Genomic DNA, 26,057 nt, shown 5'->3' with positions numbered 1-26,057 from the left:
ACGGTCAGTGACGCGCGGCGCTCCAGCGGTCCTGCGTGTCCGACGGCAGGCCGTCGTCGTAGGACCAGCCGGCAGGCCTGCGCGTCGGGTCGAACCAGACGTGCCCGCCGCGGGTCCAGCGACGACGGTAGGCGATGATGCGCTCGGGAGTCGTGTCGTCGATCCCGCTCTCCGCGCCGCAGCAGTCGCAGATCGTGTGCGTGGGGCCGTCGAGCGTCCAGCCCGCCTCGTCGAGGTACCAGGCGCACACCCGGCACAGGGCCGCGCTGTGGTCGACGTCCTGGGGTGCGGGCGTGTTCGTCAGACGGACGAGCGCGGCGAGCGCGCGCAGCGGGTTGACCGCTCCGGATGCAGCGGTGCTCTGTCGCGGCATGCGTGGATCCTTTTCTCGAATCTCAACCCCTGGACGTGGGTCCGGCGGCGCGCCCCGTCGTGCAGCGGTCGGAGCGCGCCCAGCCCGGCCGCCGTCGAAGGGACTGGCGCGAGTCTAGACCGGCTTCGTGAGACTCGGGCAGGATGAAACGCCGCACCGTCCGGAAATCACCTGACGGTTTGGTCACTGCGCTCCCCACGGACGGTGCAGGAGCGGCTCACAGCCCGGTCGGACGCGGTGTGCGCAAACCCTTACGGACGGGAAACGGGCGCCGCGCCCGGCAGAAACACGCGCTTCCTACGGTCACGGGTACCGGTCGGGCCTCGCTCGACGACCCCACCGGCAACGGTTCCGCCCAGGTCTCACCCGGTCCCACCAGGAGGCGCCATGCCCGTCCCCGCAGGTCCCACCCCACAGGTCACGACCACCGCGCTCACGCCGTCGTCGGTGTCGCCGCAGGCGCCGGCGCCCGGAGCGGCACCTGCTGCGGCCCCGTCCCGTCGCCGCGGGCGCTGGATCGAGCACTGGGACCCCGAGGACCCCACGTTCTGGCGCGACGGCGGCCGCCGGGTCGCCACCCGCAACCTGTGGATCTCGGTGTTCGCCGAGTTCCTCGGGTTCGCGGTGTGGGCACTGTGGTCGATCGTCGTGCCGCAGCTCGGTGCGGCCGGCTTCACCTTCACCGTGGACCAGCAGTTCTGGCTCATAGCCGTTCCCAGCCTCGTGGGAGCGACGCTGCGCATCCCGTACACGTTCGCGGTCCCGCTGTTCGGGGGACGCAACTGGACGATCGTGTCCGCGCTGCTCCTCCTGGTGCCCACGGTCTCGCTCGCGGTCGTGGTGCAGGACCCGCGGACGCCGTTCGGCGTGATGCTGCTCGTGGCGGCGCTCGCCGGGGTCGGCGGCGGCAACTTCGCGTCCTCCATGGCCAACATCTCGTTCTTCTACCCCGAGAAGGAGAAGGGGAAGGCGCTCGGGCTCAACGCCGCGGGCGGCAACCTCGGGACGGCCGCGGTCCAGCTCGCGGTGCCGCTCGTGATCGTGACGGGAGCGGGCATCGCCCTGGAGCGGGCGGGGCTCATGATGATCCCCTTCGTCCTGCTCGCGGCGTTCCTCGCGTGGCGCTTCATGGACAACCTGTCGCACGCCACGGCGGACGTGCGCTCGTTCGCCGCGGCGGCCCGCAACCGGCACACGTGGATCATCTCGTTCCTCTACATCGGGACGTTCGGGTCGTTCATCGGCTACTCGGGCGCGTTCCCGACGCTGCTCAAGAACCAGTTCCCCGAGGTCACGCTCTCGATCGCGTTCCTCGGTGCGCTCGTGGGCTCGGTGTCCCGACCTCTCGGCGGGATCGTCGCCGACAGGATCGGTGGGGCCCGCGTGACGATCGCGGCGTTCGCCGTCATGGCCGTCGGCGCGTTCGGCGCGATCCAGGCGCTCGGGTCGCACTCGTTCGGACCGTTCTTCGGCTCGTTCCTGCTGCTGTTCGTCGCGACGGGCATCGGCAACGGCGCGACCTACCGCATGATCCCCGCGGTCTTCGCGGCGTCGGGGGAGGCGACGGCGAAGGGCCTGTCCGACGACGAGCGCGCCGCCCACCGCCTCCGGGTCCGCAAGGCGGCCGCGGGGTGCATCGGGATCGCGGGGGCCGTGGGGGCGTTCGGCGGCTTCCTCATCCCGCGCGGCTTCGCGGTCTCGAACGACCTCGCGGGGTCGCTCGTCCCGGCGCTGTGGATCTTCATCGGCGTGTACGCCGTCATGGCCGTCGTGACGTGGGCCGTCTACCGGCGCCGAGGTGCGTCGCTGGCCGCGGCGGGGGTCTGATCATGGACCCCGTCGCCCGGCCTGCCCGCGCCCCGGGCGCGGCAGTCCGTGCCGGGCGAGCGGCGCCGTCGGGCAGGGACACGCACTGTCCCTACTGCGCGCTGCAGTGCGGCATGACGCTCACGCCCGCGCAGGACGGGGGGCCCGACGGCGCAGCCTCGCCCCCCGTGGTCGTCGCACCGCGCGAGTTCCCCACCAACAAGGGTGGCCTGTGCCAGAAGGGCTGGACCAGCGCGAGCCTGCTCACGGCGAGCGACCGGCTCACGGCCCCGCTCGTGCGAGACCGCACGGTCGACGGGGCGGGCGTCGTGACGCGCGGCGAGCTGCGGCCTGCGACGTGGGACGAGGCGCTCGACCGGGTCGCCGCCTCGATCACGGCGATCCAGGCCGAGTCGGGGCGCGACGCGGTCGCGGTCTTCGGCGGTGGGGGACTGACCAACGAGAAGGCGTACGCGCTGGGCAAGCTCGCGCGGACCGTGCTGCGCACCGCGAACATCGACTACAACGGGCGCTTCTGCATGGCGAGCGCGGCCGCCGGGGCGAACCGGGCGTTCGGTGCGGACCGCGGCCTGCCGTTCCCGCTCGCGGACCTCGCGGGGGCCGGTGCCGTGCTGCTGCTCGGTTCGAACCTGGCCGAGACCATGCCGCCCTCGGTCCAGCACCTCGCGGGCGTGCGTGAGCGCGGCGGCCTCGTGGTCGTCGACCCACGACGCTCGGCGACCGCCGCGCTCACGGGACCGCGCGAGGGTCCGCCCCAGGGCGTCCACCTGCAGCCCGTGCCGGGAACCGACCTCGCGGTGCTGCTCGCGCTCCTGCACGTCGTGTGGGCCGAGGGCCTCGCCGACGACGAGTACCTCGTGGCGCGGGCGTCCGGGGTCGAGGACGTGCGGCGAGCGGTCGCGGCCTGGTGGCCCGAGCGGGCCGAGACCGTGTGCGGCGTCCCGGCCGACGACCTCCGCCGTGTCGGTCGGCTCCTCGCCGCGGCCTCGCCCGCGCACGGCGGGCGCGGGGCGTACGTTCTCACGGGCCGCGGCGTCGAGCAGTCGACCCAGGGGACCGCGACCGTCACCGCGGCGATCAACCTCGCGCTCGCTCTCGGCCTGCCCGGCCGGACCGGGTCCGGGTACGGCGCGATCACGGGGCAGGGCAACGGGCAGGGCGGGCGCGAGCACGGGCAGAAGGCCGACCAGCTCCCCGGCTACCGCACGATCGACGACCCGGCCGCTCGCGCCCACGTCGCCGCGGTGTGGGGCGTCGACCCGGCCTCGCTGCCCGGGCCGGGCAGGCCGGCGGTCGAGCTGCTGCGCTCGCTCGGGACGCCGGGCGGCCCGCGGGCGCTGCTCGTGCACGGCTCGAACGTACTGGTCAGCGCCCCGGACGCGACGCGCGTCGCGGAGCGGCTCGACGCCCTCGACCTGCTCGTGGTGTGCGACCTGGTGCCGTCCGAGACCGTGCTGCGCGCCGACGTCGTGCTGCCCGTGACGCAGTGGGCCGAGGAGGAAGGGACCATGACGTCGCTCGAGGGGCGCGTGATCCGCCGACGGCAGGCCGTGACGCCGCCGGGAGACGTGCGGTCCGAGCTGTGGGTCTTCGCCGAGCTCGCACGCAGGCTGGGCTCTACCGTGCCCTTCCCGCTCGACCCGGCCGAGGTCTTCGACGAGCTCGCGCGGGCCTCGGCGGGCGGTGTCGCGGACTACTCGGGGCTCAGCCACGCGCGGCTCGACGCCGACGAGGTCGCGGGCGGGCCGGGGCTGTACTGGCCCGTGCCGGCGACGAGGCCCGGGGGAGAGGCGCACCCTGGTACCCCGCGACTGTTCCTCGACCGCTTCCACACCCCCGACGGGCGCGCGCGCATGGTCGCGGTCGACCACGTCGGCCCCAGCGACGACCTGCGGCCCGATGCCCCGGTCTACCTCGTGACGGGCCGCGTCCTGCAGCACTACCAGTCGGGTGCGCAGACACGCCGCGTCGCCGACCTCGACCGGCTCGTGCCCGGTCCGTTCGTCGAGATGCACCCGATCCTCGGGTTCCGGCTGGGCATCCGCGACGGCGACCCGGTGCGGCTCACGTCGGCCCGGGGCGACGTCCGGGCCCCCGCGCGGTGGAGCGACGACATCCGCACCGACACGGTGTTCATGCCCTTCCACTGGAGCGGCGCCGAGAGCGTCAACCGCATCACGACCGACGCGACCGACCCGATCTCCGGGATGCCCGAGTTCAAGGTCTGTGCGGTCGCGGTCGAGCCGGACCGGGGCGTCGGCGCGGACCCGCACCCGGGTGCGGACGCGGGCTTCGGCCGGGCGTTCGAGCGCTCCGAGGAGGTGGTCGCGTGACCGACACCGGGTTCCGGGTCGTCGTCGTGGGCGACGGCATGGTCGGGTCGCGGTTCGTGGCCGACCTGCTCGCGAGCGTCGGACCGGGTCGGGTCCGCGTCACCGTGCTCGGCGACGAGGGGTACGAGCCGTACAACCGTGTCCTGCTGAGCGAGGTCGTCGCGGGCCGGGCCGACATCGGTGCGCTGACCCTGCCCTCGGCCGACGACGAGCGCGTCGAGGTCCACCGTGGAGCGGCCGCGATCGCGATCGACCGCGCCTCGCGCACCGTGCTCACGAGCGACGGGGCGTTCCCCTACGACGCCGTGGTGCTCGCGACCGGCTCGGCCGCGCGTGTCCCGGACGTCCCGGGCCTGCGCGCGGGGCCCGGCGGGTCGTTGCCGGCCGGGGTGCACGCCCTGCGCACGCTCGACGACGCACGCGAGATCGTCGCGGCGACCGCCGACGCGCACCGCGCCGTCGTGATCGGTGCGGGGGTCCTGGGGCTCGAGGTCGCGTGCGGCCTGGCCCGGCGCGGGCTCGCGGTGACCGTGGTGCACGGCGGCGCGAGCCCCATGGACCGTCAGCTCGGCCCGGACGCGGGCCTCGCGGCCCTGCGCACGCTCGTCGAGCTCGGGATCACGGTGCGGACCGGGACGCGCACGCGCGAGGTCGTGGTGCGAGGCGTCGGCGACGGGGGTGCGGCGGTCGCGGGGCTCGCCCTCGTGCCCGACGGCGGACGCTCGCCTCGCGCGACCGGCGCACCGGGGGCTGGGGCCACCGGAGGGCCTGCTGCCGCGGACCCGGACCCGCCGGCCGACGAGATCCCGGCCGACCTGCTCGTGCTCGCGTGCGGGACGGTGCCCGAGGCGACCCTCGCCCGGACCGCCGGCCTGACGGTGGACCGGGGCGTCGTCGTCGGGCAGGGGCTGGCGAGCCCCGACGACCCGGACGTGTACGCGATCGGTGACTGCGCACAGCCGCCCGAGGGCGGGACGGGGCTGATCGCGCAGGGGTGGGAGCAGGCGCGGCGTCTCGCGGCGCGGCTCGCCCTGCGGGTGTCCCTGGCGGAACCTGGGGGCGCGCCGGGGTGTCCTGCGCCCGACCCCGAGGGAGCGAGTGCGCGCCCCCGTGTCCGGTTCGTCGACGAGGACCGGCCCAGCATGGCGCTGCGGATCGCGCTCGACGTGGAGAGGGGTGCCGGCGGTCCGCCCGGTGGCCCCCGCCAGGTGCCACCCGTGCCGACCCCCGCACCCACCGACGTCGTGCGGCTCAAGGCCGCGGGCCTCGACGTCGTCGCGATGGGCGTCTGCGGGTCGCGGCGCCCCCACGACCCCACCCATCGCACGCTCCGCCTGACCGACCCCGACGCGGGACGGCACGTCGAGGTCGTGGTCGCGGGCGGGTTCCTCGTCGGGGCGACCGTCGTCGGTGCCGCGCAGGTCGGCGCCGACCTCGTCGCGACCTACACCCGCCGGGTCCCCGTGCCCGCGGACCCGGCCCACCTCCTGCTGCGACCCGTCGCGCAGGCTGCGGCTCCGGCGTCGGACCCCACGCGCATGCCGGACCGGACCACGGTGTGCAGCTGCAACGGCGTGACCAAGGGTGACATCGTCGCGAGCTGGCGCGAGGGGGCGCGCAGCACCACGGACATCGCCCGCGCGACGCGCGCGACGACCGGGTGCGGCGGGTGCAAGGACGTCGTGTGCGGGCTCACCGACTGGTTGCAGCGAGCGGACCCGGAGCAGGAAAGGCCCGTGGACGCGCGCCCCGCGGCCCGGGAACCGGCCGGCGCCCCCCGCTGACCGGTCCCGGGGCGGCGCCCGCGGGCCGCACGGCACGTTCTCACGCGCCTGCCCCGGCGGGCGTGAGGAGAACGTTACGGAGGGGCAAAGGGGCGGGAGCGGCGCGGAAACCGCGCATCCCTAGTGTCCGGAGCAGCAGCCGCTTCCCGGACACCCGGACCGCACCCCCCAGGAGCCCCCGTGACCGCATCATCGAGCTCTCCCCGTCACCTCGTGGTCGTCGGCGGCGGCATGGTCGCCCAGCGTCTCGTCGAGGCATTGCGTGCCCGTGACACCGCCGGCGAGTGGCGGGTCACCGTCTTCGCCGAGGAACCCCGCTCCCCGTACGACCGCGTCGCGCTCACCTCCTACTTCTCGGCGCGCGACCCCGAGGAGCTCAACCTCGGGGACCCCGCGCTGTGGGACGACCCGCTCGTGCGCCTGGTGCGCGACTGTCGCATCGACTCGATCGACCGTGAGGCCCGCCAGGTCACGGACCGCCTGGGCCGGGTCCACGACTACGACGAGCTCGTGCTCGCCACGGGCTCGGACGCGGCGCGGCCCCCGATCCCGGGCAACGACCTGCCGGGCGTTTTCGTGTACCGCACGATCGACGACGTCGCGGCCCTGCGTGGGTGGGTCGAGGCCAAGCGCGCGGAACGCTCGGGGGCGTCGTACGACCGCCCGGTGCGCGGCGCCGTCATCGGTGGCGGGCTCCTGGGGCTCGAGGCCGCGGGCGCCCTCACGGCGCTCGGCGCGCAGGCGACGGTCGTCCAGTTCGGCACGCACCTCATGGACGCGCAGGTCGACCTGGGCGGCGGGCAGGCGCTCGGGCGCCTCATCAACGACCGGGGCATCACGGTGCGCGTGAGCACAGCGACCCAGCAGATGCGGCCTGCGCGCACCACGGGTCACGTGGGCCGCCTCGACTTCGTGGACGGCGGGCGCCTCGACGTCGACGTCGTGGTCCTGGCGACGGGCGTCCGGCCGCGCGACGAGCTGGCCCGGGCCGCAGGCCTGCCGGTCGGCGAGCGCGGGGGAGCGGTCGTCGACCTGTCGTGCCGCACGCCGGACCCGCACGTGTGGGCGGTCGGCGAGGTCGCGTGCATCGAGGGCCGGTGCCTGGGGCTCGTGGCCCCGGGCTACGCGATGGCCGAGGTCGTCGTGGACCGGTTGCTGGGCGGCGGGGCGACGTTCCCGGGCGCGGACACCGCGACCAGGCTCAAGCTGCGGGGCGTGGACGTCGCGAGCTTCGGCGACGCGTTCGCGCGCACCGAGGGCGCCATGGAGCTCGTCTGGGCGGACCCCGTCGCGGGCGTCTACAAGAAGCTCGTCCTGTCCGACGACGCGCGCACGCTCCTGGGCGGCGTGTTCGTGGGCGACGCGTCGCCGTACGCGGCCCTACGGCCCATGCTGGGGCGCGAGCTGCCCGGCGACCCCGGCTCGTTCCTCCTGCCCGAGGGGGCCGCGGGCGGCGGCGCAGCAGGGCTCGAGCTGCCCGACGACGCCACGGTCTGCTCGTGCAACAACGTCACCGCGGGCACGGTCCGCGGGGCCGTGACCGAGCACGCGTGCACCGACGTCGCCGCGGTCAAGACCTGCACCCGGGCGGGCACGAGCTGCGGCTCGTGCCTCCCGCTCGTCAAGAAGCTCACGTCGACCGAGCTCGAGAAGGCCGGCATCGAGGTCTCGAACGCGCTGTGCGAGCACTTCGAGCTCTCGCGGGCGCAGCTCTTCGACGCGGTCCGCGTCGCGGACCTGCACACGTTCAGCGAGATCATCGCGCGGTTCGGTCGTGTCCCGGCCCGGGTCGCGGAGATGCCCGACGGCGTCGCCCCGGCCGGGCTCCCGGGCGCGGGTCCTGGTCGTGGGTGCGACATCTGCAAGCCGGTCGTGGCATCGGTCCTGGCCTCGCTGGGCAACGGTCACATCCTGACGGGCGAGCAGGCCGCGCTCCAGGACACCAACGACCACGTCATGGCGAACATGCAGAAGGACGGCACGTACTCGGTGGTCCCGCGCATCCCGGGCGGGGAGATCACGCCCGAGGGGCTGCTCGTGATCGGGCAGGTCGCGAAGGACTTCGGGCTCTACACCAAGATCACGGGCGGCCAACGGATCGACATGTTCGGGGCGCGGATCGAGCAGCTCCCGCTGATCTGGCGCCGCCTGGTCGACGCGGGCATGGAGTCGGGGCAGGCGTACGGGAAGTCGCTGCGGACCGTGAAGTCGTGCGTCGGGTCGACGTGGTGCCGGTTCGGGGTGCAGGACTCGGTGGGCATGGCCGTGCGTCTCGAGCTGCGGTATCGCGGTCTGCGCTCGCCGCACAAGATCAAGCTCGGCGTCTCGGGCTGCGCGCGCGAGTGCGCCGAGGCTCGCGGCAAGGACGTCGGGGTCATCGCGACCGACAAGGGCTGGAACGTGTACGTGGGCGGCAACGGCGGCTTCACGCCCCGGCACGCGCGGCTCCTCGCGGAGGACCTCGACGACGGGGCGCTGATCAGGACGATCGACCGCTTCCTCCTCTACTACGTCCGCACCGCCGACCGGCTCCAGCGCACGTCGGTGTGGGTCGACGAGGTCGAGGGGGGCCTCGACGGGATCCGCGCCGTGATCCTCGAGGACTCGCTGGGCATCGCGGCGGACCTCGACGCCGCGATGGCGCTCCACGTGGACGCGTACGAGGACGAGTGGCGCGCGGTCCTGGAGGACCCCGAGAAGCTCAGGCGGTTCGGGTCGTTCGTCAACGCACCCACGACGCCGGACCCGGACCTCGCCTACGTGGCCGAGCGCGGGCAGCCTCGCCCGGCGACGACCGCGGAGCGTGCGGGCGCCGCGGGCGCGGTGCTGATCGCCGGGACGACGCTGGAGGTACGGGCATGAGCGCGCAGACCACGGGCACGACGGGCACGACGGGCACGAGGGGCACGAGGGGCACGGCGGCTGCGCCGGGTGGCGCGGGGGAGGACGCACAGGCCGCCCGGGTGTGGCAGCCCGTGTGCGGGGTAGCGGACCTCGCGGTCGAGCGCGGAGCCGCAGCGCTCGTCGGCGGGAACCAGGTCGCGCTCTTCCGCCTGACCGACGACCGCGTGCTCGCGGTCCAGCAGCTCGACCCGTTCAGCGGTGCGAACGTCATGTCGCGCGGCATCGTCGGCACGCGCCGCGGGGTGCCGACCGTCGCGTCCCCGATGTACAAGCAGGTCTTCGCGCTCGAGACGGGGGAGTGCCTCGACCACGTCGGGTTTCTCCCGGTGCTCGCGGCGGGAGCCGACCTGGCGACGTGGCCCGTCGAGGTGCGCGACGGCGTCGTGCACGTCGCGGCGCGGCCCGGCCCCACCCCGACCGGCTCCACCCCGACCGGCCCCACCCCGTGACGCCCCCCTCGGCGGACGGTAACCACATGCTCGGCACCGGCGGCACCGGCGGCACCGGCGGCACCGGCGGCACCGGCGGCACCGGCGGCACCGGCGGCACCGGCGGCACCGTGCCCGGCGGCTCGGTCGTGCTCGTGGGCGGCGGGCCGGGTGCCGCCGACCTCCTCACGCTGCGTGCCTGGCGCGCGCTCGCGGGCGCCGACGTCGTCGTGACCGACCGGCTGGGACCCACCGAGGTCCTCGCGGACCTGCCCGCGGGCGTCGAGGTCGTCGACGTCGGCAAGTCCCCGGGCCACCACCCCGTCCCGCAGCACGAGATCAACGCGATCCTCGTCGAGCAGGCCCGCCGCGGGCGACGGGTCGTGCGGCTCAAGGGCGGCGACCCGTTCGTCTACGGGCGGGGTGGCGAGGAGGTCCTCGCGTGCCGGGCCGCGGGCGTCCCGGTCGAGGTCGTGCCCGGTGTGAGCAGCGCCCTGTCCGTCCCGGCGCTCGCGGGCATCCCTCTCACCCACCGCGGGACGGTCGGAGCGTTCCTGGTCGTCAACGGTCACGAGCCCCTGGGCGTGGTCGCGCTGGCCGCGGTGCGCGACCGCACGGCTACCCTGGTGATCCTCATGGGAATGTCGATGCTGAGCGAGATCACGGACCAGGCGGTCACCGCCGGGGCCGACGCCGCCACGCCCGTCGCCGTGGTCGAGTCCGGTTCCACGCAGCACCAGAGGGTCACGCGCGCGACGCTCGGGACGCTCGTGGGTCGTGCGGCCGAGGTCGGGGTCCGTGCGCCTGCGGTCGTCGTCGTGGGGGACGTCGCGGCCGAGGGCCTGCTCGTCCCGGACGCCTTGGCACCGCTGCCCGTCCTGTCCGCCCTCGTGCCGGAGCCCGCCCTGTGACGGACCAGGTCACGGACGTCACGGACGTCACGGACGTCTCGGACGTCACGGACGAGCCCACCGGCGGACACCGCCCCGCGCTGGGTCAGGTCATGGCCGGCTGCACGGTCCTCGTCACGGCCGACCGCCGGTCGGCCGAGCTCGCCGCGGCGCTCTCCCGCCGGGGCGCCGAGGTGCGGCACGCACCGGCCCTGAGCATGGTGCCCAACGAGGACGACGAGGCGCTGCTCGCGGGCACGCGGGACCTGGTCGCGCACCCGCCCGACGTCGTGGTCGTCACGACGGGCATCGGGTTCCGCGGCTGGATCGAGGCCGCCGACGCGCACGGCCTGGCCGACGAGCTGCTGGCCGTCATGAGCCGGGCCCGCCTGGTCGCGCGCGGCCCCAAGGCGCGCGGCGCGATCCAGGCCGCGGGCCTCCAGGCCGACTGGGTCGCCGAGTCCGAGACGTCGGGCGAGATCGCGGACGTCCTGCTCGGCGAGGGGGTCGACGGGCTGCGGATCGCGGTCCAGCACCACGGCGCGGGGGCGGACGGCCTCGACGTGGTCTTCGCACAGGCGGGGGCCGACGTCGCGAGCCTCATCGTGTACCGCTGGGGGCCGCCGCCCGACGAGGCGGCGCTGCGCGCTTCGGTCCACGCCGCCGCGGCCGGCGAGATCGACGCGGTCGTCTTCACGTCGGCCCCGGGCGCCGAGGCCTGGCTCGCGGCGGCCGAGTCGGAGGGCGTCGGGGACGCCGTCGTCGCACGCTTCGCGGGCGGCGCCATGATCGCCGCGGCGGTCGGCCCCATCACGGCCCGCCCCCTCGCGCACCGCGGCATCCCGACGCTCCAGCCGGACCGCGGCCGCCTCGGCGCGCTGGTGCGCACGCTCGTCGGGCACTACGAGCACGCCGAGACGCTCGCGCTCGTGACCGTCGCGGGCAACCTGCAGATCCGCTCGCGCGTCGCGGTGCTCGACGGCCGCGTCCTGCCGCTCTCGCCCTCGGGCCTCGAGGTCCTGCGGCTGCTGGCCGCGCGCGCCGGGAACCGGGCGGGGGACGTCGTGACACGGGACCAGGTCCTCGCGGCGCTGCCCGGCGCATCGCGCGACCCGCACGCCGCCGAGGTCGCGGTCGCCCGGTTGCGCGAGGCGGTCGGCGACCGCACCCTCGTCAAGACCGTCGTCAAACGTGGCTATCGACTGGAGCTGGCATGAGCACGGAGATCCTGGGGTTCCCCTCTGACGCGACCGAGGGGAGCGCGCCGTCCGTCAGCGCCCCGAGCGGCGTCGGCGGCCCCGTTCTCGTCGGGTGCTCGCACGGCACCAACAACCCGGACGGCCAGGCTGCGATCCGCGCGATCCTCGACGACGTCCGCGCGACCCGCCCCGACCTCGACGTGCGTGAGGCGTTCGTCGACGTCCAGCAGCCCGAGGTCGCCGCCGTCGTCACGCAGGCCGTCGCGCCGCCCGCCGCGGGCGAGGGCCCCGGCGGGGCGGCCGTCGTCGTGCCGCTCCTGCTGTCCACGGGCTTCCACGTGAACGTCGACATCACCGAGGCCGTCTCGCCCGAGCACGAGGGCCGCGGCCCTCAGCACGGAGCGGGGACCGCGGCCCGCGCCCTCGGCCCCGACCCGCGCCTCGCCGAGATCCTCGCCGACCGCCTGGCCGAGGCCGGGGTCCGTCCGCACGACGCCGTGGTCCTGGCCGCGGCCGGGTCGAGCAAGGCGGGCGCCGCACGCGACGTCGAGGCGGTCGCCGAGTTCCTGCGCGCGCACCACGACGGCCCCGTCACGGTGGGGTTCGGCGCCATGGCGACCCCGACGGTGCGCGACGCCGTCGGGGCCGCCCGCGAGACGCTCGCCGCGACAGCCCCGGGCGGGACGGGCACACCCGCTCCGCGCGTGGTCGTCGCCGCCTACCTGCTCGCTCCCGGCTTCTTCCACGACCGGCTGCTCGAGACGGGCGCCGACCTCGTCACCGCCCCGCTCGCACCCGACGCCCGCCTGACGGCGATCGTGCTCGACCGCTACACCGAGGGCGTCAGGGCGCTCGCGGGCAGCTGACACGAGCGCTCAGGCCGGGACCCGGGTCCGCGGCGAGATGAACGCCGCGAACAGCGCGATCGAGACCATCACACCGAAGCACACGACGTACGCCCAGAGCCCCAGGGGTTCGCGCAGCACCACGAGCATCGAGCCCGTCACGGCGAGCGCGATGGCCGCGGACAGGGCGTCGGACACCTGGAGCGCCGAGCTGTTCGCGCCCTGCTGGTCCTCGGGGGACAACGCGAGCGTGAGCACCGAGAGCGTCGGGTGGACCAGGCCCATGCCCAGGCCTGCGAACGTCCAGGCGAGCATGCCGACGATCGGCGGCACCGCGGACCAGGCGAGCAGCACCGTGCCGGAGATCCCGCCCGCGACGAACAGCGACCCGATGAGCACGAACTGCGCGTGCGACCAGCCCCAGTGCGCCTTCCCGCGCAGCCACGCGCCGACCGACCAGCCGATCGCCCCGAAGGTGAGGATGCCGCCTGCCAGGGTCGGGGACAGGGCGCGCTCGGACTGGAGGAGCAGGGGGAGCAGGACCTCGGTCCCGGTGAAGGCCGCGGCGACGAGTCCGCGGATCGCGATGACCGACGGGAGGCCACGGGCGGCGCGCGCGGTGCCGCGAGGGAGCAGGCGCGGGACGGCGACGACGACGAGCGCGAGCGCCACGACGAGCGGGACGTACAGCCGTACCCCCTCCTGCTGGCCGGCGAAGTGCAGCAGCCCGATCCCCACCGCGGCGGCCACGGCCCACCACAGGGCTGCGTTGCCGGCCGCGTCGGAGGTGACCTCGCGGCGGTCACGGTCGACGGCCCGCAGGCCCGGGCGCATCATGAGCACGGCCGGGACGGCGAGCACGGGCACCGCGAGGAAGACCCAGCGCCACCCGAGGTGCTGGACCATGAGTCCCGAGATCACGGGACCGACGAGCGACGGCACGACCCACGCCGCGGCGAACGCCGCGAACACCGCAGGTCGCCGTGCCTCGGGGAAGACGCGGGCGACGAGCACGTACAGGGCCACGATGTACATCCCCGTGCCGAGCCCCTGCACCACGCGTCCTGCGACGAAGACCCCCATGGTCGGGGCGAGCCCCGAGACGACCAGCCCCGCGAGGAACATGCCTACGCCACCCCACAGCGACGGGCTCGGCCCGAACCGGTCGCACCACCGGCCTGCGGCGACCATGCCGACGACGCTCGCGGCGATCGAGCCCGCGAACGCGACGGCGTAGAGCGCCATGCCGTCGAGCGCCGTCGCGACCGTGTGCATCGCGGTCGCCACGGCGAGGGCCTCGAAGGCGCCGAGCAGGACCAGGGCCACCATGCCGACGAGGACCGTCCGCTGGGTCGCGGGGGACAGGCCCGCGCCGGCGGGAGCGGGCGTCGCGTCGGAAGTCTCGACGGCCTCGACCGCCGTGGTGGCCGTGGTCGTCGTGCGTGCGGGCGAGGTGTGGGGGGCGTCGCCGATCGCGGCGGCGACCGCGGCGTCGGGAGCCTCTGGGCGTGGCGGTTCCATGATTCCTCGCAGGGGTGGGCGCGGACCCGTGGGGGTTGCGCGGAAGGTGTGTGCTCGATCGAGCGCTTCGACTAGTCTCGAACCTCAACCATTGTCGAGGTCAAGCGGATCCGTCCCGACGATGGACGGAGCGACGAATGCCTGGAGCAATCATGCCTGACGACGGGCCCCACCCCGATGACGGGCCCCACCCGGACGACGAGCTCACGGTCGGTGAGCTCGCGCGACGCAGCGGCGTCTCGGTGTCGGCCCTGCACTTCTACGAGCGCGAGGGTCTGCTCACAGCACGCCGCACCCCGGGCAACCAGCGCCGTTTCCCGCGCGAGACCCTGCGACGCGTCTCGTTCATCCGGGTCTCGCAGCGCGTCGGCATCCCGCTCGCGCTGGTTCGCGAGGCCCTCGGGACGCTCCCGCAGAACCGGACCCCGACGGCCAAGGACTGGCGGCGGCTGTCCCGGATGTGGCACGCCGACCTCGACGCACGGATCGAACAGCTCGTGCGACTGCGCGACCACCTCACCGACTGCATCGGGTGCGGGTGCCTCTCCCTGCGCAAGTGCGTCCTGGCCAACCCGCACGACGTGCTCGCCGAGGAGGGCCCCGGACCACGGACCCTGCTCGTCGAGGGTCTCGACGACTGAGGACGCCGAGGGGACGCCGAGGGGACGCCGAGCGCGGCGGCTCACCAGTTCTTCGAGGACCCTCCGCCGTCGCCCGACCCGTCGTCGGGGTCCTCGCCGCCGAAGTACTCCTGGTACTCCTGCCGGCTCTGGTCCTCGTCGTCGCGGGCCTCGGAGTTCTGCTGCTGGAGCTTCTCCTGCCGCTCGGCCTCGGCCCGCTCCTGCTCGCTCTGGTCGCTCTGGTCGTTCTCGGGCGGCTCCTCGCCCTGCGAACCACCCTGCGGGTCCTGGGGCTCCTGCGGCTGCGCGTCCTTCGCCCGCTGCTGCTTGTCCTGCAGACGCTGGACGGACGCCTCGTTCTGCTCCTTCTCCTCGGGCGTCTGCTCCTCGCAGCCCGGCCAGCCGCGGACCTGCTCGGCCGTCGCGAAGGAGCGTTCGGCGAACGAGAACCACTGGGAGGCCTCGTCCTGGAGGTCCTGGGGATCGAGCTCCTCGCCCGTGCCGTAGGGGTCGATGACGTACTGGTCGTAGTCCTCGCCCGCGTCCCGTGCCGCGAGCGCGTGCTCGAGCGCGGCCTTCTGTGCCAGGAGGTCCTCGCCCATGATCGTCTCGTAGTCGCCCGAGGTCTCGTAGGAGATCGACAGGTTGACCTGGACCTGGCAGCGGACCATGGGCTCCTCGTCCTCGGCGAGGTCGTAGGCGCGGTGCAGGTCGGAGATGGCGGCCGTGTCGTCGCCCGCACGGTGGGCCGCGGTTCCGGTGTTGAACCACGCCTTCCACGGGTCGACGAGGTTCATCGTCTTCTGGAGCCCGAAGCTCGCCGCGGCGTCGGTGTAGTCGCCCGCGTCGTAGCGCCCGGACGCGTAGGACGCGACCACCGGGAGGGAGACCAGCTTGGCGCCGAGCACGAGCGCGGCGACCAGCAGGGGAAGGGGCAGGAGGAGCAGCAGTGACCGACGGCGCAGCCGCCTCGTGCGCATCGCCGCACCCTGGGGGGAGAGCGTGCCGGGCCGAGGTGCCGGGAACGGCGAGCCTCCGTGCACCGGTCGCCGGTCGCCGGGCGCGTCGGGACCGCCCCACGACGGCGGCGGCTGAGGAGGCTGCGGCGGCCGGCCGTCGCCGCTCATGCGCGCACCCCCACCCGACGCGAGGCCGACCGGCCCGCTGTCCACGCCTCGAAGCCGAGCAGCACGGCGCCCACGAGGGCGAACGGCCACACGACCGGACGGTAGGCCGTGACCAGGCGCCTGCCGTCCGCCGCGACCTGCTGAGGGTCGACACCCGCGACGAGCTCCGCCGTCGGGCCCGTGGTCTCGCGGTGCACGTACGGCACACCCAGCTGGGTGGCGATCGCCCGCAGGTTGTCCTCGTCGATCACCGAGAGCGCGTCGGGCGAGTCGGGGTCGTCGAGGGTCGCGCGCGACGGGTCCCGCAGGTACTCGGCCGTCGCCGGGTCCTCGCCCGGCATGTACTCCTTCATGCGCCCGCCCTCCGGGGTGCCGTAGCCGAGGACGGCGCCGCCGTCGACGAACGGTGCGAGGTCCTCGAACGACCGGGGCTCGCCGTCCGCGGTCTGCTCGCCGTCCGACAGGAAGAACACCAGGCGGACGTTGGCCGGGCGGTCCGTCGCGGCCCCCTCGAGCGCGGAACGGAGCGCGTCGAGGGGGCGGTCGGTGAGCGACCCCTTGGAGTAGAGCGTGATCTCGCGCTTGAACGTGTCGGCCCACGACGTGATGGCCCGGGCGTCGGTCGTGAGCGGGACCTGGCGGCTGGCCTGCGAGTCGAACGAGATGATCGAGTAGCGCGCCCCCGGGATGTCGGCCGTGAGGCCCGCGACGTCGTGCCGCACGCCCACGAGGCGCTCGTTCGTGCCGTCGAAGTCCTCGGCCGCCATGGAGCCTGTGCGGTCGACCACGAAGAACATGTCCACGTTCGCGACCGACGTGTCGCGGTCCGTCACGGGGACCGACGGACCGAGCCCGATCACGGCGAGGACCGCGACGAGCGCGGTGCGCCGGAGCCACGCGCCGCGCGGTCCGGCGGGTGTGCTCTGCTCGGTGGCGCTGCGCGACGGACCACGGAGCGCGACGGCCAGCTGCCAACCGGCGAGACCGAGCAGCGGGACGAACACGGCGGCCCACGCCCACAGGGGGATCAGCGGCTGGAAGGTCATTCGCGCAACCTCCAGGCGACGACGACGAGCAGGGCGGCTCCGGCGGTCGCGACGAGGAACCAGATCGTGGGCAGGTCCGTCACGACGACCTCGGGGCTCGCATCGAGCTCGACGGCCTGCTGCGCGACCACGTCCTCGACCATGCCCTCGACGGCCTGCGGGTCGCCCGCGAGGAAGTACAGGCCGCCGCCGGCCTCGACGACCTCGCGGTACCCCGTCTCCTCGGGGGTGCCCGCGTAGAGGTCGGAACCGCCGTAGATGCCGTGCAGCGTGATGTCGCGCGAGGCGACGAGCGCCGCGGCCTCCTCGAGGGTGTAGATGGGCTCGCCCGCGACGTAGTTGTCGGTCGCGAGGATGATCGAGCGCGACCGGTCGGTGGTCTCCTCGTCGAACTGCAGCGCGCAGTTCGCCAGCCCGTCACCGATGAGGCTCGCCGCCGACTCGTTCGCGAGGGTCCCCGCGGTGTACGTGAGGAACTCCAGGATGTCCTTCTCGTCGCGCTCGCTGCTGAAGTCGAGCGTGCTGGGGTCCTTGTCGAACGCCGCGACGCCCGCCGCGAGCTCCTCCTGGACCAGGGTGTAGTCGTCCGTCAGCGGGAACACGGTGCGCGACGTCGAGTTGAAGATCGACAGCGCGATGCGCTCGCCCTCGAAGTTGTCCACGAGCTCCGAGTAGACCTTGAGGATCTCTCCGTCGTACGCCGTCATGGAGCCCGACACGTCGAGGCACAGGACGATGTCCCGGGTCCCCAGACGGTCCACGACCAGGTCCGTCTCGACCGGCCGGGCAGCGACCGCGCCGACACCGACCAGCGCGACGAGCAGCCCCACGAGCCCCGCGACCTGGAGGGTCCGGTAACGGCGCACCCATGCCGCGAAGGCCGGGACCTGCGCGAGGTACGACGAGTTCGCGACCCACGTGACGTCGTCGGGCCGCGCCTTCTCCGCCCGCGCCCGACGCCGGCGCGCGAGCCACCACGCCGTCGCACCCGCGGCCAGGGCGAGGACCACGACCGCGGCGAGGAGCCACGGCCACAGGATCGAGGCGCCCTGCGGCCCAGGCGTCACCACGTCCTCACCACCGAGCGGGCGCGGTCGATCGACTCCTTGCCCGTGGGCGTGCCGCCCTGCTCCTGCCGGGTCGGCGGCCCCACGGCCTGCACGACGTCCTGCGCGGCGTCCTCCGCGAACGACGGGTGGTAGTACCGGGCGATCAGGCGGGTCAGGTGCTGCGTGCCCGTCATGTGCTCGATCTCCGAGAGGGTCAGCACCGAGGCGTCGACGCCCAGGCGTCCCGACGCGAACCCGCGGACCTCCTTGGACAGCGCCAGGTGCAGACCGCGCTCGTCGAGCCCGCCCGCGAGATAGGTCGCCTCGACCGCGTCGAGGCGCGACTCGAACTCGACGCGCAGCCCCGCGAACGGGTCGTAGAGGCCCGGGGCCGACCAGGGTGGCGCGAACCGTGAGGCCTTCTCCTGGGCCGACGCGCGCGTGGACACCAGCGCGAACACGACCCAGCCCACGACCAGCAGCACGAGGACCACCCCGAGGGCCGCCCACCAGCCGCTGTAGAGCGCGGGGGCGTAGAGCTCATCGTCGGGCACGCTTGGCCCTCCCCAGCAGCTCGACGAAGCGCGGCACGACGTCGTGCGTCCCGGTCACGCTCACGGCCTCCGTCTCGAGCGAACGCAGCAGGGCCACGACCGACTCGCGCCGGGCGCGCGCGGCCTGCGCCGCGCCCGCTGCGACGTCCGCGCGACCACGCAGGAACGGCGGCAGGTCGAGCGTGCCGTCGACGTCGGCGACCTGCGTCGCCCGCCGGGAGGGCCGGCCGGTCGGATCGGCCGCGGCCCCGTGGCCAGCACCCGCCGGCCCGAGGCCGCCCGCGACGGGCGACAGGTCCGCGACCGCGACGACCATGACCTCGTGGCGCACGCGCAGACGCCGCAGCAGAGGTTCGTGCTCGGGACCCGGGCGCGCCTCGTCGGTCACGACGACCATGAGGGACCGGCGTCGGAAGGCGCTCAAGGCCCGGTCGAGAGCGCGGTTCAGGTCGCTCGCGGGCGCGTCGACGCCCAGCTGGCCCTCGACCGTGCGGAGCAGGACCTCGAGGTCCCGCGTGCTGGCCCGAGGGGGAAGCTGGACCACGCGCTCGGCATCCGCCGCGACGAGCGCGACCCGATCTCCGCGGTCGCGCGCGAGGTACGCGACGAGCGCGCAGCAGAAGCTCACGACGTCGGCCTTGGGCTCCCCGCTCGCAGCCGTCGCCCCCATGTTGCGGCCCGTGTCCACGACCAGGACGAGGTTGACGTTGGACTCCCGCACGAACCGGCGCACCACGGGGATGCCTGCGCGGGCGCTCGACTTCCAGTCGATGTCGCCCACGTCCTCGCCCGGTGCGTACAGGTGGAGGTCGTCGAAGTCCTGCCCGTGCCCCTTGAGGATCGAGCGGTGCCGCCCCTCGAGCAGCCCCGAGGCCCGCCGGGCCAGCGGGAGCTCGAGCCTGGCCCGCACCTGGGCCAGTCGCGACACGTCTGTCATGGGGACCGTGCCCTACGGGGTCGGGACCGCGTCGAACACGGCGTCGATGAGCTGCTCGGGCGCGACGTCGGTCGCGAGCGCGTCGAAAGTGCGCACCAGGCGGTGACGCAGGACCGAGTAGCGGACCGCCTTGATGTCGTCCGGGACGACGTACGCGCGCCCGGCCTGGATCGCGAGGGCCTGGCCCACGCGCATGAGCGCGATCCCGCCTCGCGGGCTCGCGCCGACCCGCACGTGCCGGTCGAGGCCCGGGACCGGCCGCGGACCCGACAGGCGCGTCGTGTTGATGAGGTCGACGATGTAGCGCTTGATGGACTCGTCCACGTACACGTCGTCGACCAGGCGCTGGAGGAAGACCACGTCGTCGATGCTGATCGGCTCGGCCGTGATGGGCGCCGACATGCGGCCCGTCGAGATGCGGTCGAGGATCTCGAGCTCCTGCTGCGGGGCCGGGTACGTCAGCACCTCCTTCATGAGGAAGCGGTCCATCTGGGCCTCGGGCAGCACGTACGTGCCCTCCTCCTCGATGGGGTTCTGCGTCGCCAGGACCATGAACGGCGAGGGCAACGGGAAGTTCTCGCCGCCGATCGACGTCTGCTTCTCCTGCATGGCCTCGAGCATCGCCGACTGCGTCTTGGCGCTCGACCGGTTGATCTCGTCGAGCAGGACGAGGTTCGCGTGCACGGGTCCGAGCTGCGTCGTGAAGGACCCGGTCGCGTAGTTGTAGATCTGCGTGCCCACGATGTCGTTCGGCATGAGGTCCGGCGTGCACTGGATACGGCGGAACGACCCGTTGATCGCAGCGGCCAGCGTCTGGGCGGCAGTGGTCTTTGCGAGGCCTGGGACGGACTCCAGCAGGATGTGGCCGCCCGCGAGGAGCGAGCTGACCAGGGCCGTGCGCAGGGCCTCCTGCCCGACGACGCGCTGGTCGAACACCTGCTCGACGCGCTTGAGCAGGTGGCCCGCGCGGTCCAGGTCGGTCGTGGAGATGCTGCCGTGACCTGTGGCCATGGTGAGGTCCTTCGCGTGCGCTCGGGTTCTGCTCGGGATGTCGTCGCGGCCGTCCCTCACGAGGAGGACGCCGTGCGAACCCGGCCCAGTATGCCAGCGGGTGCCTCGCGGCGCGGTGCCTCGTCCACAGGCGGGGCACGGGGAGAGGTCCCCGTCGGGACGCCCGGTGCCGTCCGGACGGCGCTGCGCCGGGAGTCCGCGACCCGAGGGGAATACCGCGATGACCCGCATGCCGCCTACCCTGGTCGGGTGACCGCCACCGCCCCCCGCAGCACCTCAGGAACCGCGCCCGACCGGGCCGCGCAGGCCCCCGGTCGGGGCCTCGTCGACGCACCCCGCAACCCCTGGTGGCTCGTGCTCTCCGGACCCGCGGCCGTGGTCGTCGCGATCCTCTCGGTGGTCGCCGCGGGAGCCTTCTCCGGGGCGTTCCAACCCCTCGCAGGGTTCGCCGACCCCGGTGCGGTCGCGCGCTGGGGGCTGCCGATCTCGACCACGCTGACCGAGCTCGCGATCGCCCTGACCATCGGTTCCCTCGTGCTCGCGGCCTGCGTGCTGCCTGCCGGGCCGCCGCTGCGCAAGGCCCTCGGGGTCGCCGGAGCAGCCTCGGCCGTGTGGGCCGTGCTCACCGTGGTCCAGACGATCCTGCGCTACTCGGTCCTGTCGAGCATGCCCGTCACGAGCGTCGGGTTCGGCGAACAGCTCGCGGCGTTCGTCACGCAGATCTCGCTCGGCCGCAGCCTCCTCGGCGTCATCGTCGTCGCGGCGCTGACCTCGGCGTGCGCGTTCGCGGTCCGCACCGCGACCGGCGCCCTGTGGACGGCGCTGCTCGCCCTCTCGGCCCTCGCGTTCCAGGCCAACACCGGTCACACGGCCGGCGCCGCGAGCCACGAGCTCGCGATCTCCTCGATGTTCCTCCACCTCGGCGGGGCGGCCCTGTGGATCGGCGGGCTCGGGGTCCTCGCGATCGTCCGGCTGCGCGGCGGCCTCGACCGCACGGCGTTCGCGTCCTCGGTCGCGCGCTACTCCTCGATCGCCGGCTGGTCCTTCGTCGCGGTCGCCGTCTCGGGCGTCGCCAACGCCTGGATCCGGCTCGGCGGCCTCGCCGGGCTCAGCACCGACTACGGCGTGCTCATCCTCACCAAGATCGGCCTCATCGTGGTGCTCGGCGCGATCGGGTTCGCGCACCGCGAGCTCGTCGTCCGGCGGCTCCAGGGCGTCGGAGGTCCCGCCGGCGGCCCGCGCACGTCCGGCCGCGCCGCCGCGGCGGGTGAGCCGGGGACGGCGGGAGGCTCCGCCGTCGGGCAGAAGAACGGGAAGGGCGGACCGCAGGCCGCCGCCGAGAAGGCCGCGACGTGGCTGTTCTGGCGGCTCGTCGCGGTCGAGCTGCTCGTCATGGGCGCGGTGTCCGGCGTGGCCGTCGCGCTCGGGTCGACGGCGCCTCCCGTGCCCGACGAGCCGATCGCGCTCCCGACCCCGGCCGAGCTCGTGACGGGGCACCCGCTGCCCCCCGAGCCCGACCTCGGACGCTGGTTCTCCGAGTGGCGCTGGGACCTGCTGCCCGCGTTCGCGTGCGTCGCGGCCCTCGTCGTCTACCTGCGCTGGGTCCGGCGGCTCGCGAAGCGCGGCGACAGGTGGCCCCTGGGGCGGATCGTCTCGTGGTGCGCCGGGATCGTCGTGCTGTTCTGGGTGACCAACGGCGGGCCCGCGGTGTACGGCCACGTGCTGTTCAGCGCGCACATGGTCCAGCACATGGTGCTCGCGATGGTCGTGCCCATCTTCCTCGTGCTGGCCGCGCCCGTGACCCTGCTGCTGCGGGCCGTGCCGGTGCGCAAGGACGGCTCGCGCGGGCCGCGCGAGTGGGTGCTCGCGCTCGTGACCTCGAAGTGGGGGCAGTTCTTCGCCAACCCGATCGTCGCGGCGATCAACTTCGCCGGGTCGATGATCGTCTTCTACTACACGCCGGCGTTCGAGCTCGCGATGACGACGTACGTCGGACACCTCGTGATGCTCCTGCACTTCACGCTTGCCGGGTACCTGTTCGCGAACGCTCTCGTCGGGATCGACCCCGGTCCCCACCGGCCCGGCTGGCCGCAGCGGCTCCTGCTCCTGCTCGTCACGATGGCGTTCCACGCGTTCTTCGGGGTGTCCCTCACGACCGGGACGCAGCTGCTCGTGCCCGAGTGGTTCGGGCTCATGGGGCACGACTGGGGCATCACCGCGATCGCCGACCAGCAGCGCGGCGGCGGCGTCGCATGGGGCATCGGGGAACTGCCGACGCTGTCGCTCGCGATCGTCGTCGCGGTCATGTGGGCGCGGTCCGACGAGAAGGACGCCAAGCGCCGAGACCGCCGCGTGGACAAGGACGGCGACGTCGAGATGGACGAGTACAACAAGATGCTCGCGAAGATGGCGGAGCAGGACAAGGACTGAGCGGCGCTCCCTGGGTGCCGAGAACGGGGTTGAGGTCGTCATTCGTTGGATGACGACCTCAATCCCGTTCTGAACCGCGGAGATTCCCGTTGTCGAGGGTCGTCCACCGGGGCCCCAGGTACGAGGTCGTCCACAGGGCGGCGCTGGGCGGCGGCGCGTGGTCGGCGCCACCTGCTGGGATGCCTCGATGCGCCACCTGTCCCCGGTACCCGAAGAGCTTCTCGTCGTCGCGCGCCGTCAGGAGGGACTGGTGTCGGCGGCGCAGTGCGACGAGCACGGACTTCGTTCGCACCGACGTTCTCGGCTCGTCGAGCAACGGCGCTGGACGCAGGTGACACGTGGCGTCCACGACACCGACCCGGTGCCGCCGGACCGCCGGGAAGGACCGGCAGTCTCGGCCCATCGCCGTCGACGCGCCGCGTGGGCCGGTCTCCTCGCCTTCGGGCCGGAGGCGATCGCGGTCGGCCCGTGCGCTCTGGCCCTGCTCGGCGTCCAGGGGCTCCCGCTGCGGATCACCGCGCAGGCGGCGCTCCCCGGCGGGCGCGCGACGGGTTCACGGGACGGCATCCTGCTGAGGCAGTTCGACGACGGGATGACCGTCACGCGGGTCGCCGACCGGTACGTCGCCACGCCGGACTGGGCGCTCGCCCAGACCGTCCCGGAGGTTGCCCGCCGCTACGCGGTCGCTCTGATGGACAGCGCACAGCACCGGGGCCTGCTCGACGTCCGTGGCCTCGACCGTGCGCACGACATGGCCCGGGGGCGACGCGGGATCGCCAGGACACACTCGTGGTGGGAGCTCAGCGACCGTCGGTCCGAGTCGCCGCTCGAGACCTTCGCCCGGCTCGACTGCCTCGACGCCGGTGTCCCGCCCGACGATCTCCAGGTGGTGATCTCGGGCGACGGGGGGCAGTTCCTGGCCCGCGGTGACCTGGGCTGGCGTCTCCCGGACGGGAGGTGGCTGATCGCCGAGATCGACGGGGCCGAGGTGCACGGAACACCTGAGGCCTTGTTCGCGGACCGGCGGCGTCAGAACCTGCTCGTCGCGTCGCGAGGCGTCGCACTGCTCCGCTTCACGGCCCGGGACCTTGCGGTCGAGGGCCGGATGGGAGCGGAGATCCGGAGCTTCCTGGGCCGAGCACGAGGTTCCGCGCAGTCGAGAACGGGATCGAGGCCGCCATCCGTCGGATAACGACCTCAACCCCGTTCTCGGCACCGACGGACCGAGACCTCAGACCGCGATTCTTGCCCTCGCCCACGACGAGAAGCGGTCCACGACCCACACCAGCACGAGCACCATGAGGATGTAGGTCAGCATCTCGTCGAACCGGAACAGCTTGATCGACTTGTTGATGAGGAACCCGATCCCGCCCGCGCCCACGAGCCCGAGCACGAGCGAGGAGCGCACGTTGACGTCGAACCGGTAGAGCAGCAGCCCCAGGAACTGCGGCACGACCGCGGGCAGCACCGCGTGCGTGACGACCTGGGTCCGGCCCGCGCCGTTGGTGCGCAGCGCGTCGGCGGGCCCGGGGTCGATCTCCTCCATGGCCTCGGCCCACAGCTTGCCCATGACGCCCGTGTTGTGGACGACGAGCGCGAGCACCCCCGCGAACGGCCCGAGCCCCACGGCGGTCACGAAGATCAGGGCGAACACGACGTCGGGCACGGCGCGGAAGAACGACAGGATCGCGCGCGACCCCTGGTACCAGAACGATCCCGGCGTGCTGCCGCGCGCGGCGAGCACTGCGAGCAGGAGCGAGAGCGGGATGGACAGCGTGGTCCCGAGCAGCCCGATCCACAGCGTCACGAGCGTGGCCTGGAGCCCCGGGGCCACGACGGTCGACCAGTCGAGGTCGGGCGGGAACGCCTCGCCGACGAACCGGGCCATGCCCTCCCAGCCGCCCACGAGGGCGCTGATCGAGAACCCCGTGCCCTGCCAGGCGAGGACGTGCAGACCGAGCAGGACCGCGCCCGCGGTGACCCAGGTCGTGACCTGCCGTCCCGAGCGGTGGGCCGTGGGCACGACGACATGCGCGAGCCTCTCGGGCGACGGCCCCTCGGCCCGGGCAGGGGAGCCGCCGCGCGGGGGCCGGGTCGAGCGGGTGGGGGCGGTGGCGGTCATGCGGAGATCCTCGTTCCGACGGTCGTCCGGGTGACGGTCACGGTCGCCGTCTCGGCCGAGTACAGGTGCTCGACGGCGTCGCGCGTCACCGCGTCCGGCGCACCGTTGAGGCGCTCGCGGCCCGCGACCATCCCGACGAGTCGGTCGGCGTGCTCGCGCGCGAGCTCGGGGTCGTGGAGGACCGCGACGACCGCGAGGCCCTCGTCGTGCGCGAGGGTCGCGAGCAGCTCCATGACCTGGGTCGAGGCCGCGGGATCGAGCGCAGACGTGGGCTCGTCGGCCAGCAGGACGCTCGCCCGCTGGCACAGGGCGCGCGCGACGGCCACGCGCTGCTGCTGCCCGCCCGAGAGCTGGCCGACGCGGTCGAGCGCGCGGTCGGCGAGGCCGACGCGGTCGAGGCAGAGCATGGCCTCGGCGCGCAGGTCCTGGGGGAAGAGCGACGCGACGAGGGACCGGCGCAGCGTCAGCCGCCCGAGCGCTCCGGCGCACACGTTGTCGAGCACGGTGCGCCGTCGCACGAGGTTGACCTGCTGGAAGATCATCGCGACCCGGCGCCTGGCCTCGTGCTGCTCCGCCGCCGAGGTCCGGTGGTGGGGGAGGACCTGCTCGCCGTCGACCCACACCTCGCCCGACGTCACGGGCGCGAGCCCGATCACGGACTTGAGCGTCGTCGACTTGCCGCAGCCGTTGGCACCGAGGATCGCGACGAGCTCGCCCGCCGCGACGTCGAGGTCCATGCCGTCGACCGCGCTGCGCAGCACGGCGTCGCCGGCCTCGGAGCGCGTGCTGAACTGGACCCGCAGGTCGCGGACGTGCAGACCGGGCGAGCGGACGCCGTCGGGCAGGTGCAGCACGCCCTCGGCCGCGCCGGGTCCGGCCGAGCCGCCCGGCCCACCGGGCAGCCCCGGCGAGCCCGGCGCGAGCGCGCCGTGGTGTGAAGCCATCTGGAACAACTCCTTGCTGGAGCGGGACGCGAGCCCGCGGGGGAACAGGACGGACGACCGGGATCGCGGCCGACCGGACGAAGGTGCGATGGAGTGCCGCCGGGGTGCTGGAC

21 protein-coding genes are annotated in these 26,057 nt (G+C 74.1%); 11 read left to right on the top strand and 10 right to left on the bottom strand.

The window, feature by feature from the left end:
• Positions 1 to 4 precede the first annotated feature (4 nt).
• On the bottom strand, positions 5 to 373 hold the full coding sequence (locus tag ACFRCR_RS01590; protein ID WP_377674933.1) for a hypothetical protein: 369 nt from the start codon (positions 371 to 373) through the stop codon (positions 5 to 7).
• Between the two features lie 387 nt (positions 374 to 760).
• On the opposite strand from ACFRCR_RS01590, the gene ACFRCR_RS01585 reads away from it, so the two are divergent.
• The 8 genes from ACFRCR_RS01585 to ACFRCR_RS01550 all read left to right on the top strand — a co-directional run bounded on the left by ACFRCR_RS01585 (position 761) and on the right by ACFRCR_RS01550 (position 12,604).
• On the top strand, positions 761 to 2,200 hold the full coding sequence (locus ACFRCR_RS01585) for an MFS transporter (protein WP_377674932.1): 1,440 nt from the start codon (positions 761 to 763) through the stop codon (positions 2,198 to 2,200).
• A gap of 2 nt (positions 2,201 to 2,202) precedes the next feature.
• On the top strand, positions 2,203 to 4,533 hold the full coding sequence (locus ACFRCR_RS01580; protein ID WP_377674930.1) for a molybdopterin oxidoreductase family protein: 2,331 nt from the start codon (positions 2,203 to 2,205) through the stop codon (positions 4,531 to 4,533).
• Positions 4,530 to 6,317 (top strand): FAD-dependent oxidoreductase, encoded by a 1,788-nt coding sequence (locus ACFRCR_RS01575; protein WP_377674928.1) that lies wholly within the window; start codon positions 4,530 to 4,532, stop codon positions 6,315 to 6,317. Before ACFRCR_RS01580 ends, ACFRCR_RS01575 begins: the two co-directional genes overlap by 4 nt.
• Positions 6,318 to 6,548: 231 nt before the next feature.
• Positions 6,549 to 9,179, top strand: a complete 2,631-nt coding sequence (nirB, locus tag ACFRCR_RS01570; RefSeq protein WP_377674952.1) for a nitrite reductase large subunit NirB — start codon at positions 6,549 to 6,551, stop codon at positions 9,177 to 9,179.
• On the top strand, positions 9,176 to 9,670 hold the full coding sequence (gene nirD / locus ACFRCR_RS01565) for a nitrite reductase small subunit NirD (RefSeq protein ID WP_377674926.1): 495 nt from the start codon (positions 9,176 to 9,178) through the stop codon (positions 9,668 to 9,670). The genes nirB and nirD overlap by 4 nt, the downstream gene beginning before the upstream one ends.
• Before the next feature lie 26 nt (positions 9,671 to 9,696).
• Entirely contained in the window at positions 9,697 to 10,560 is an 864-nt protein-coding gene (gene cobA / locus ACFRCR_RS01560; RefSeq protein ID WP_377674924.1) for a uroporphyrinogen-III C-methyltransferase, read from the top strand.
• 92 nt (positions 10,561 to 10,652) lie between these two features.
• Positions 10,653 to 11,756 carry a uroporphyrinogen-III synthase gene (locus ACFRCR_RS01555; RefSeq protein ID WP_377674950.1) on the top strand — a complete coding sequence of 368 codons (1,104 nt, stop codon included), beginning with the start codon at positions 10,653 to 10,655 and terminating at the stop codon, positions 11,754 to 11,756.
• Complete coding sequence (locus ACFRCR_RS01550; protein WP_377674922.1) at positions 11,753 to 12,604, top strand: sirohydrochlorin chelatase; 852 nt, start codon at positions 11,753 to 11,755, stop codon at positions 12,602 to 12,604. The genes ACFRCR_RS01555 and ACFRCR_RS01550 overlap by 4 nt, the downstream gene beginning before the upstream one ends.
• Positions 12,605 to 12,613: 9 nt before the next feature.
• On the opposite strand, the gene ACFRCR_RS01545 is transcribed toward ACFRCR_RS01550, so the two are convergent.
• Positions 12,614 to 14,104, bottom strand: coding sequence for an MFS transporter (locus ACFRCR_RS01545; protein ID WP_377674920.1), 1,491 nt, complete (start codon positions 14,102 to 14,104; stop codon positions 12,614 to 12,616).
• 152 nt (positions 14,105 to 14,256) lie between these two features.
• Here ACFRCR_RS01545 and soxR point away from each other — a divergent pair, with 152 nt between their 5' ends.
• Positions 14,257 to 14,745 (top strand): redox-sensitive transcriptional activator SoxR, encoded by a 489-nt coding sequence (gene soxR, locus ACFRCR_RS01540; RefSeq protein WP_377674918.1) that lies wholly within the window; start codon positions 14,257 to 14,259, stop codon positions 14,743 to 14,745.
• Between the two features lie 41 nt (positions 14,746 to 14,786).
• Here soxR and ACFRCR_RS01535 read toward each other — a convergent pair whose 3' ends face one another.
• From ACFRCR_RS01535 to ACFRCR_RS01510, 6 genes are all read right to left on the bottom strand, one after another.
• The gene (locus ACFRCR_RS01535) at positions 14,787 to 15,704 is read right to left on the bottom strand and encodes a hypothetical protein (protein WP_377674916.1); all 918 of its coding nucleotides are present in this window, start codon (positions 15,702 to 15,704) and stop codon (positions 14,787 to 14,789) included.
• 143 nt (positions 15,705 to 15,847) lie between these two features.
• The gene (locus ACFRCR_RS01530; RefSeq protein WP_377674914.1) at positions 15,848 to 16,897 is read right to left on the bottom strand and encodes a VWA domain-containing protein; all 1,050 of its coding nucleotides are present in this window, start codon (positions 16,895 to 16,897) and stop codon (positions 15,848 to 15,850) included.
• Complete coding sequence (locus ACFRCR_RS01525) at positions 16,894 to 17,964, bottom strand: VWA domain-containing protein (RefSeq protein ID WP_377674912.1); 1,071 nt, start codon at positions 17,962 to 17,964, stop codon at positions 16,894 to 16,896. Before ACFRCR_RS01525 ends, ACFRCR_RS01530 begins: the two co-directional genes overlap by 4 nt.
• Complete coding sequence (locus ACFRCR_RS01520; RefSeq protein ID WP_377674910.1) at positions 17,961 to 18,500, bottom strand: hypothetical protein; 540 nt, start codon at positions 18,498 to 18,500, stop codon at positions 17,961 to 17,963. Before ACFRCR_RS01520 ends, ACFRCR_RS01525 begins: the two co-directional genes overlap by 4 nt.
• Positions 18,487 to 19,437, bottom strand: coding sequence for a DUF58 domain-containing protein (locus ACFRCR_RS01515; protein WP_377674908.1), 951 nt, complete (start codon positions 19,435 to 19,437; stop codon positions 18,487 to 18,489). The genes ACFRCR_RS01520 and ACFRCR_RS01515 overlap by 14 nt, the downstream gene beginning before the upstream one ends.
• Before the next feature lie 12 nt (positions 19,438 to 19,449).
• The gene (locus tag ACFRCR_RS01510) at positions 19,450 to 20,448 is read right to left on the bottom strand and encodes a MoxR family ATPase (protein WP_138822335.1); all 999 of its coding nucleotides are present in this window, start codon (positions 20,446 to 20,448) and stop codon (positions 19,450 to 19,452) included.
• A gap of 249 nt (positions 20,449 to 20,697) precedes the next feature.
• Between ACFRCR_RS01510 and ACFRCR_RS01505 the strand changes: the two genes are divergently transcribed.
• Both ACFRCR_RS01505 and ACFRCR_RS01500 read left to right on the top strand, forming a co-directional pair.
• Positions 20,698 to 22,878, top strand: coding sequence for a cytochrome c oxidase assembly protein (locus ACFRCR_RS01505; RefSeq protein ID WP_377674906.1), 2,181 nt, complete (start codon positions 20,698 to 20,700; stop codon positions 22,876 to 22,878).
• Between the two features lie 187 nt (positions 22,879 to 23,065).
• Positions 23,066 to 24,070, top strand: a complete 1,005-nt coding sequence (locus ACFRCR_RS01500; protein WP_377674904.1) for a hypothetical protein — start codon at positions 23,066 to 23,068, stop codon at positions 24,068 to 24,070.
• Between the two features lie 39 nt (positions 24,071 to 24,109).
• Here the strand turns inward: ACFRCR_RS01500 and phnE are convergent, their stop codons facing one another.
• Positions 24,110 to 25,000 (bottom strand): phosphonate ABC transporter, permease protein PhnE, encoded by an 891-nt coding sequence (phnE, locus tag ACFRCR_RS01495; protein WP_377674902.1) that lies wholly within the window; start codon positions 24,998 to 25,000, stop codon positions 24,110 to 24,112.
• The gene (locus ACFRCR_RS01490) at positions 24,997 to 25,944 is read right to left on the bottom strand and encodes a phosphonate ABC transporter ATP-binding protein (protein WP_377674900.1); all 948 of its coding nucleotides are present in this window, start codon (positions 25,942 to 25,944) and stop codon (positions 24,997 to 24,999) included. The genes phnE and ACFRCR_RS01490 overlap by 4 nt, the downstream gene beginning before the upstream one ends.
• Positions 25,945 to 26,057: the final 113 nt, after the last annotated feature.

This window comes from Oerskovia sp. NPDC056781, from assembly GCF_042789955.1.
GTDB lineage: Bacteria > Actinomycetota > Actinomycetes > Actinomycetales > Cellulomonadaceae > Oerskovia > Oerskovia rustica.
The sequence above is the reverse complement of the archived record's forward strand: the minus strand, read 5'-3'. Positions and strand labels throughout refer to the sequence as shown.

What these genes read in the sequence shown, in the direction of transcription:
- ACFRCR_RS01590 (WP_377674933.1), bottom strand. Translation starts at nt 373, where the DNA reads ATGCCGCGACAGAGCACCGCTGCATCCGGAGCGGTCAACCCGCTGCGC.
- ACFRCR_RS01585 (WP_377674932.1), top strand. Translation starts at nt 761, where the DNA reads ATGCCCGTCCCCGCAGGTCCCACCCCACAGGTCACGACCACCGCGCTC.
- ACFRCR_RS01580 (WP_377674930.1), top strand. Translation starts at nt 2,203, where the DNA reads ATGGACCCCGTCGCCCGGCCTGCCCGCGCCCCGGGCGCGGCAGTCCGT.
- nirB (WP_377674952.1), top strand. Translation starts at nt 6,549, where the DNA reads ATGGTCGCCCAGCGTCTCGTCGAGGCATTGCGTGCCCGTGACACCGCC.
- nirD (WP_377674926.1), top strand. Translation starts at nt 9,176, where the DNA reads ATGAGCGCGCAGACCACGGGCACGACGGGCACGACGGGCACGAGGGGC.
- cobA (WP_377674924.1), top strand. Translation starts at nt 9,697, where the DNA reads ATGCTCGGCACCGGCGGCACCGGCGGCACCGGCGGCACCGGCGGCACC.
- ACFRCR_RS01555 (WP_377674950.1), top strand. Translation starts at nt 10,653, where the DNA reads ATGGCCGGCTGCACGGTCCTCGTCACGGCCGACCGCCGGTCGGCCGAG.
- ACFRCR_RS01550 (WP_377674922.1), top strand. Translation starts at nt 11,753, where the DNA reads ATGAGCACGGAGATCCTGGGGTTCCCCTCTGACGCGACCGAGGGGAGC.
- ACFRCR_RS01545 (WP_377674920.1), bottom strand. Translation starts at nt 14,104, where the DNA reads ATGGAACCGCCACGCCCAGAGGCTCCCGACGCCGCGGTCGCCGCCGCG.
- soxR (WP_377674918.1), top strand. Translation starts at nt 14,257, where the DNA reads ATGCCTGACGACGGGCCCCACCCCGATGACGGGCCCCACCCGGACGAC.
- ACFRCR_RS01535 (WP_377674916.1), bottom strand. Translation starts at nt 15,704, where the DNA reads ATGCGCACGAGGCGGCTGCGCCGTCGGTCACTGCTGCTCCTCCTGCCC.
- ACFRCR_RS01530 (WP_377674914.1), bottom strand. Translation starts at nt 16,897, where the DNA reads ATGACCTTCCAGCCGCTGATCCCCCTGTGGGCGTGGGCCGCCGTGTTC.
- ACFRCR_RS01515 (WP_377674908.1), bottom strand. Translation starts at nt 19,437, where the DNA reads ATGACAGACGTGTCGCGACTGGCCCAGGTGCGGGCCAGGCTCGAGCTC.
- ACFRCR_RS01510 (WP_138822335.1), bottom strand. Translation starts at nt 20,448, where the DNA reads ATGGCCACAGGTCACGGCAGCATCTCCACGACCGACCTGGACCGCGCG.
- ACFRCR_RS01500 (WP_377674904.1), top strand. Translation starts at nt 23,066, where the DNA reads ATGCGCCACCTGTCCCCGGTACCCGAAGAGCTTCTCGTCGTCGCGCGC.
- phnE (WP_377674902.1), bottom strand. Translation starts at nt 25,000, where the DNA reads ATGACCGCCACCGCCCCCACCCGCTCGACCCGGCCCCCGCGCGGCGGC.
- ACFRCR_RS01490 (WP_377674900.1), bottom strand. Translation starts at nt 25,944, where the DNA reads ATGGCTTCACACCACGGCGCGCTCGCGCCGGGCTCGCCGGGGCTGCCC.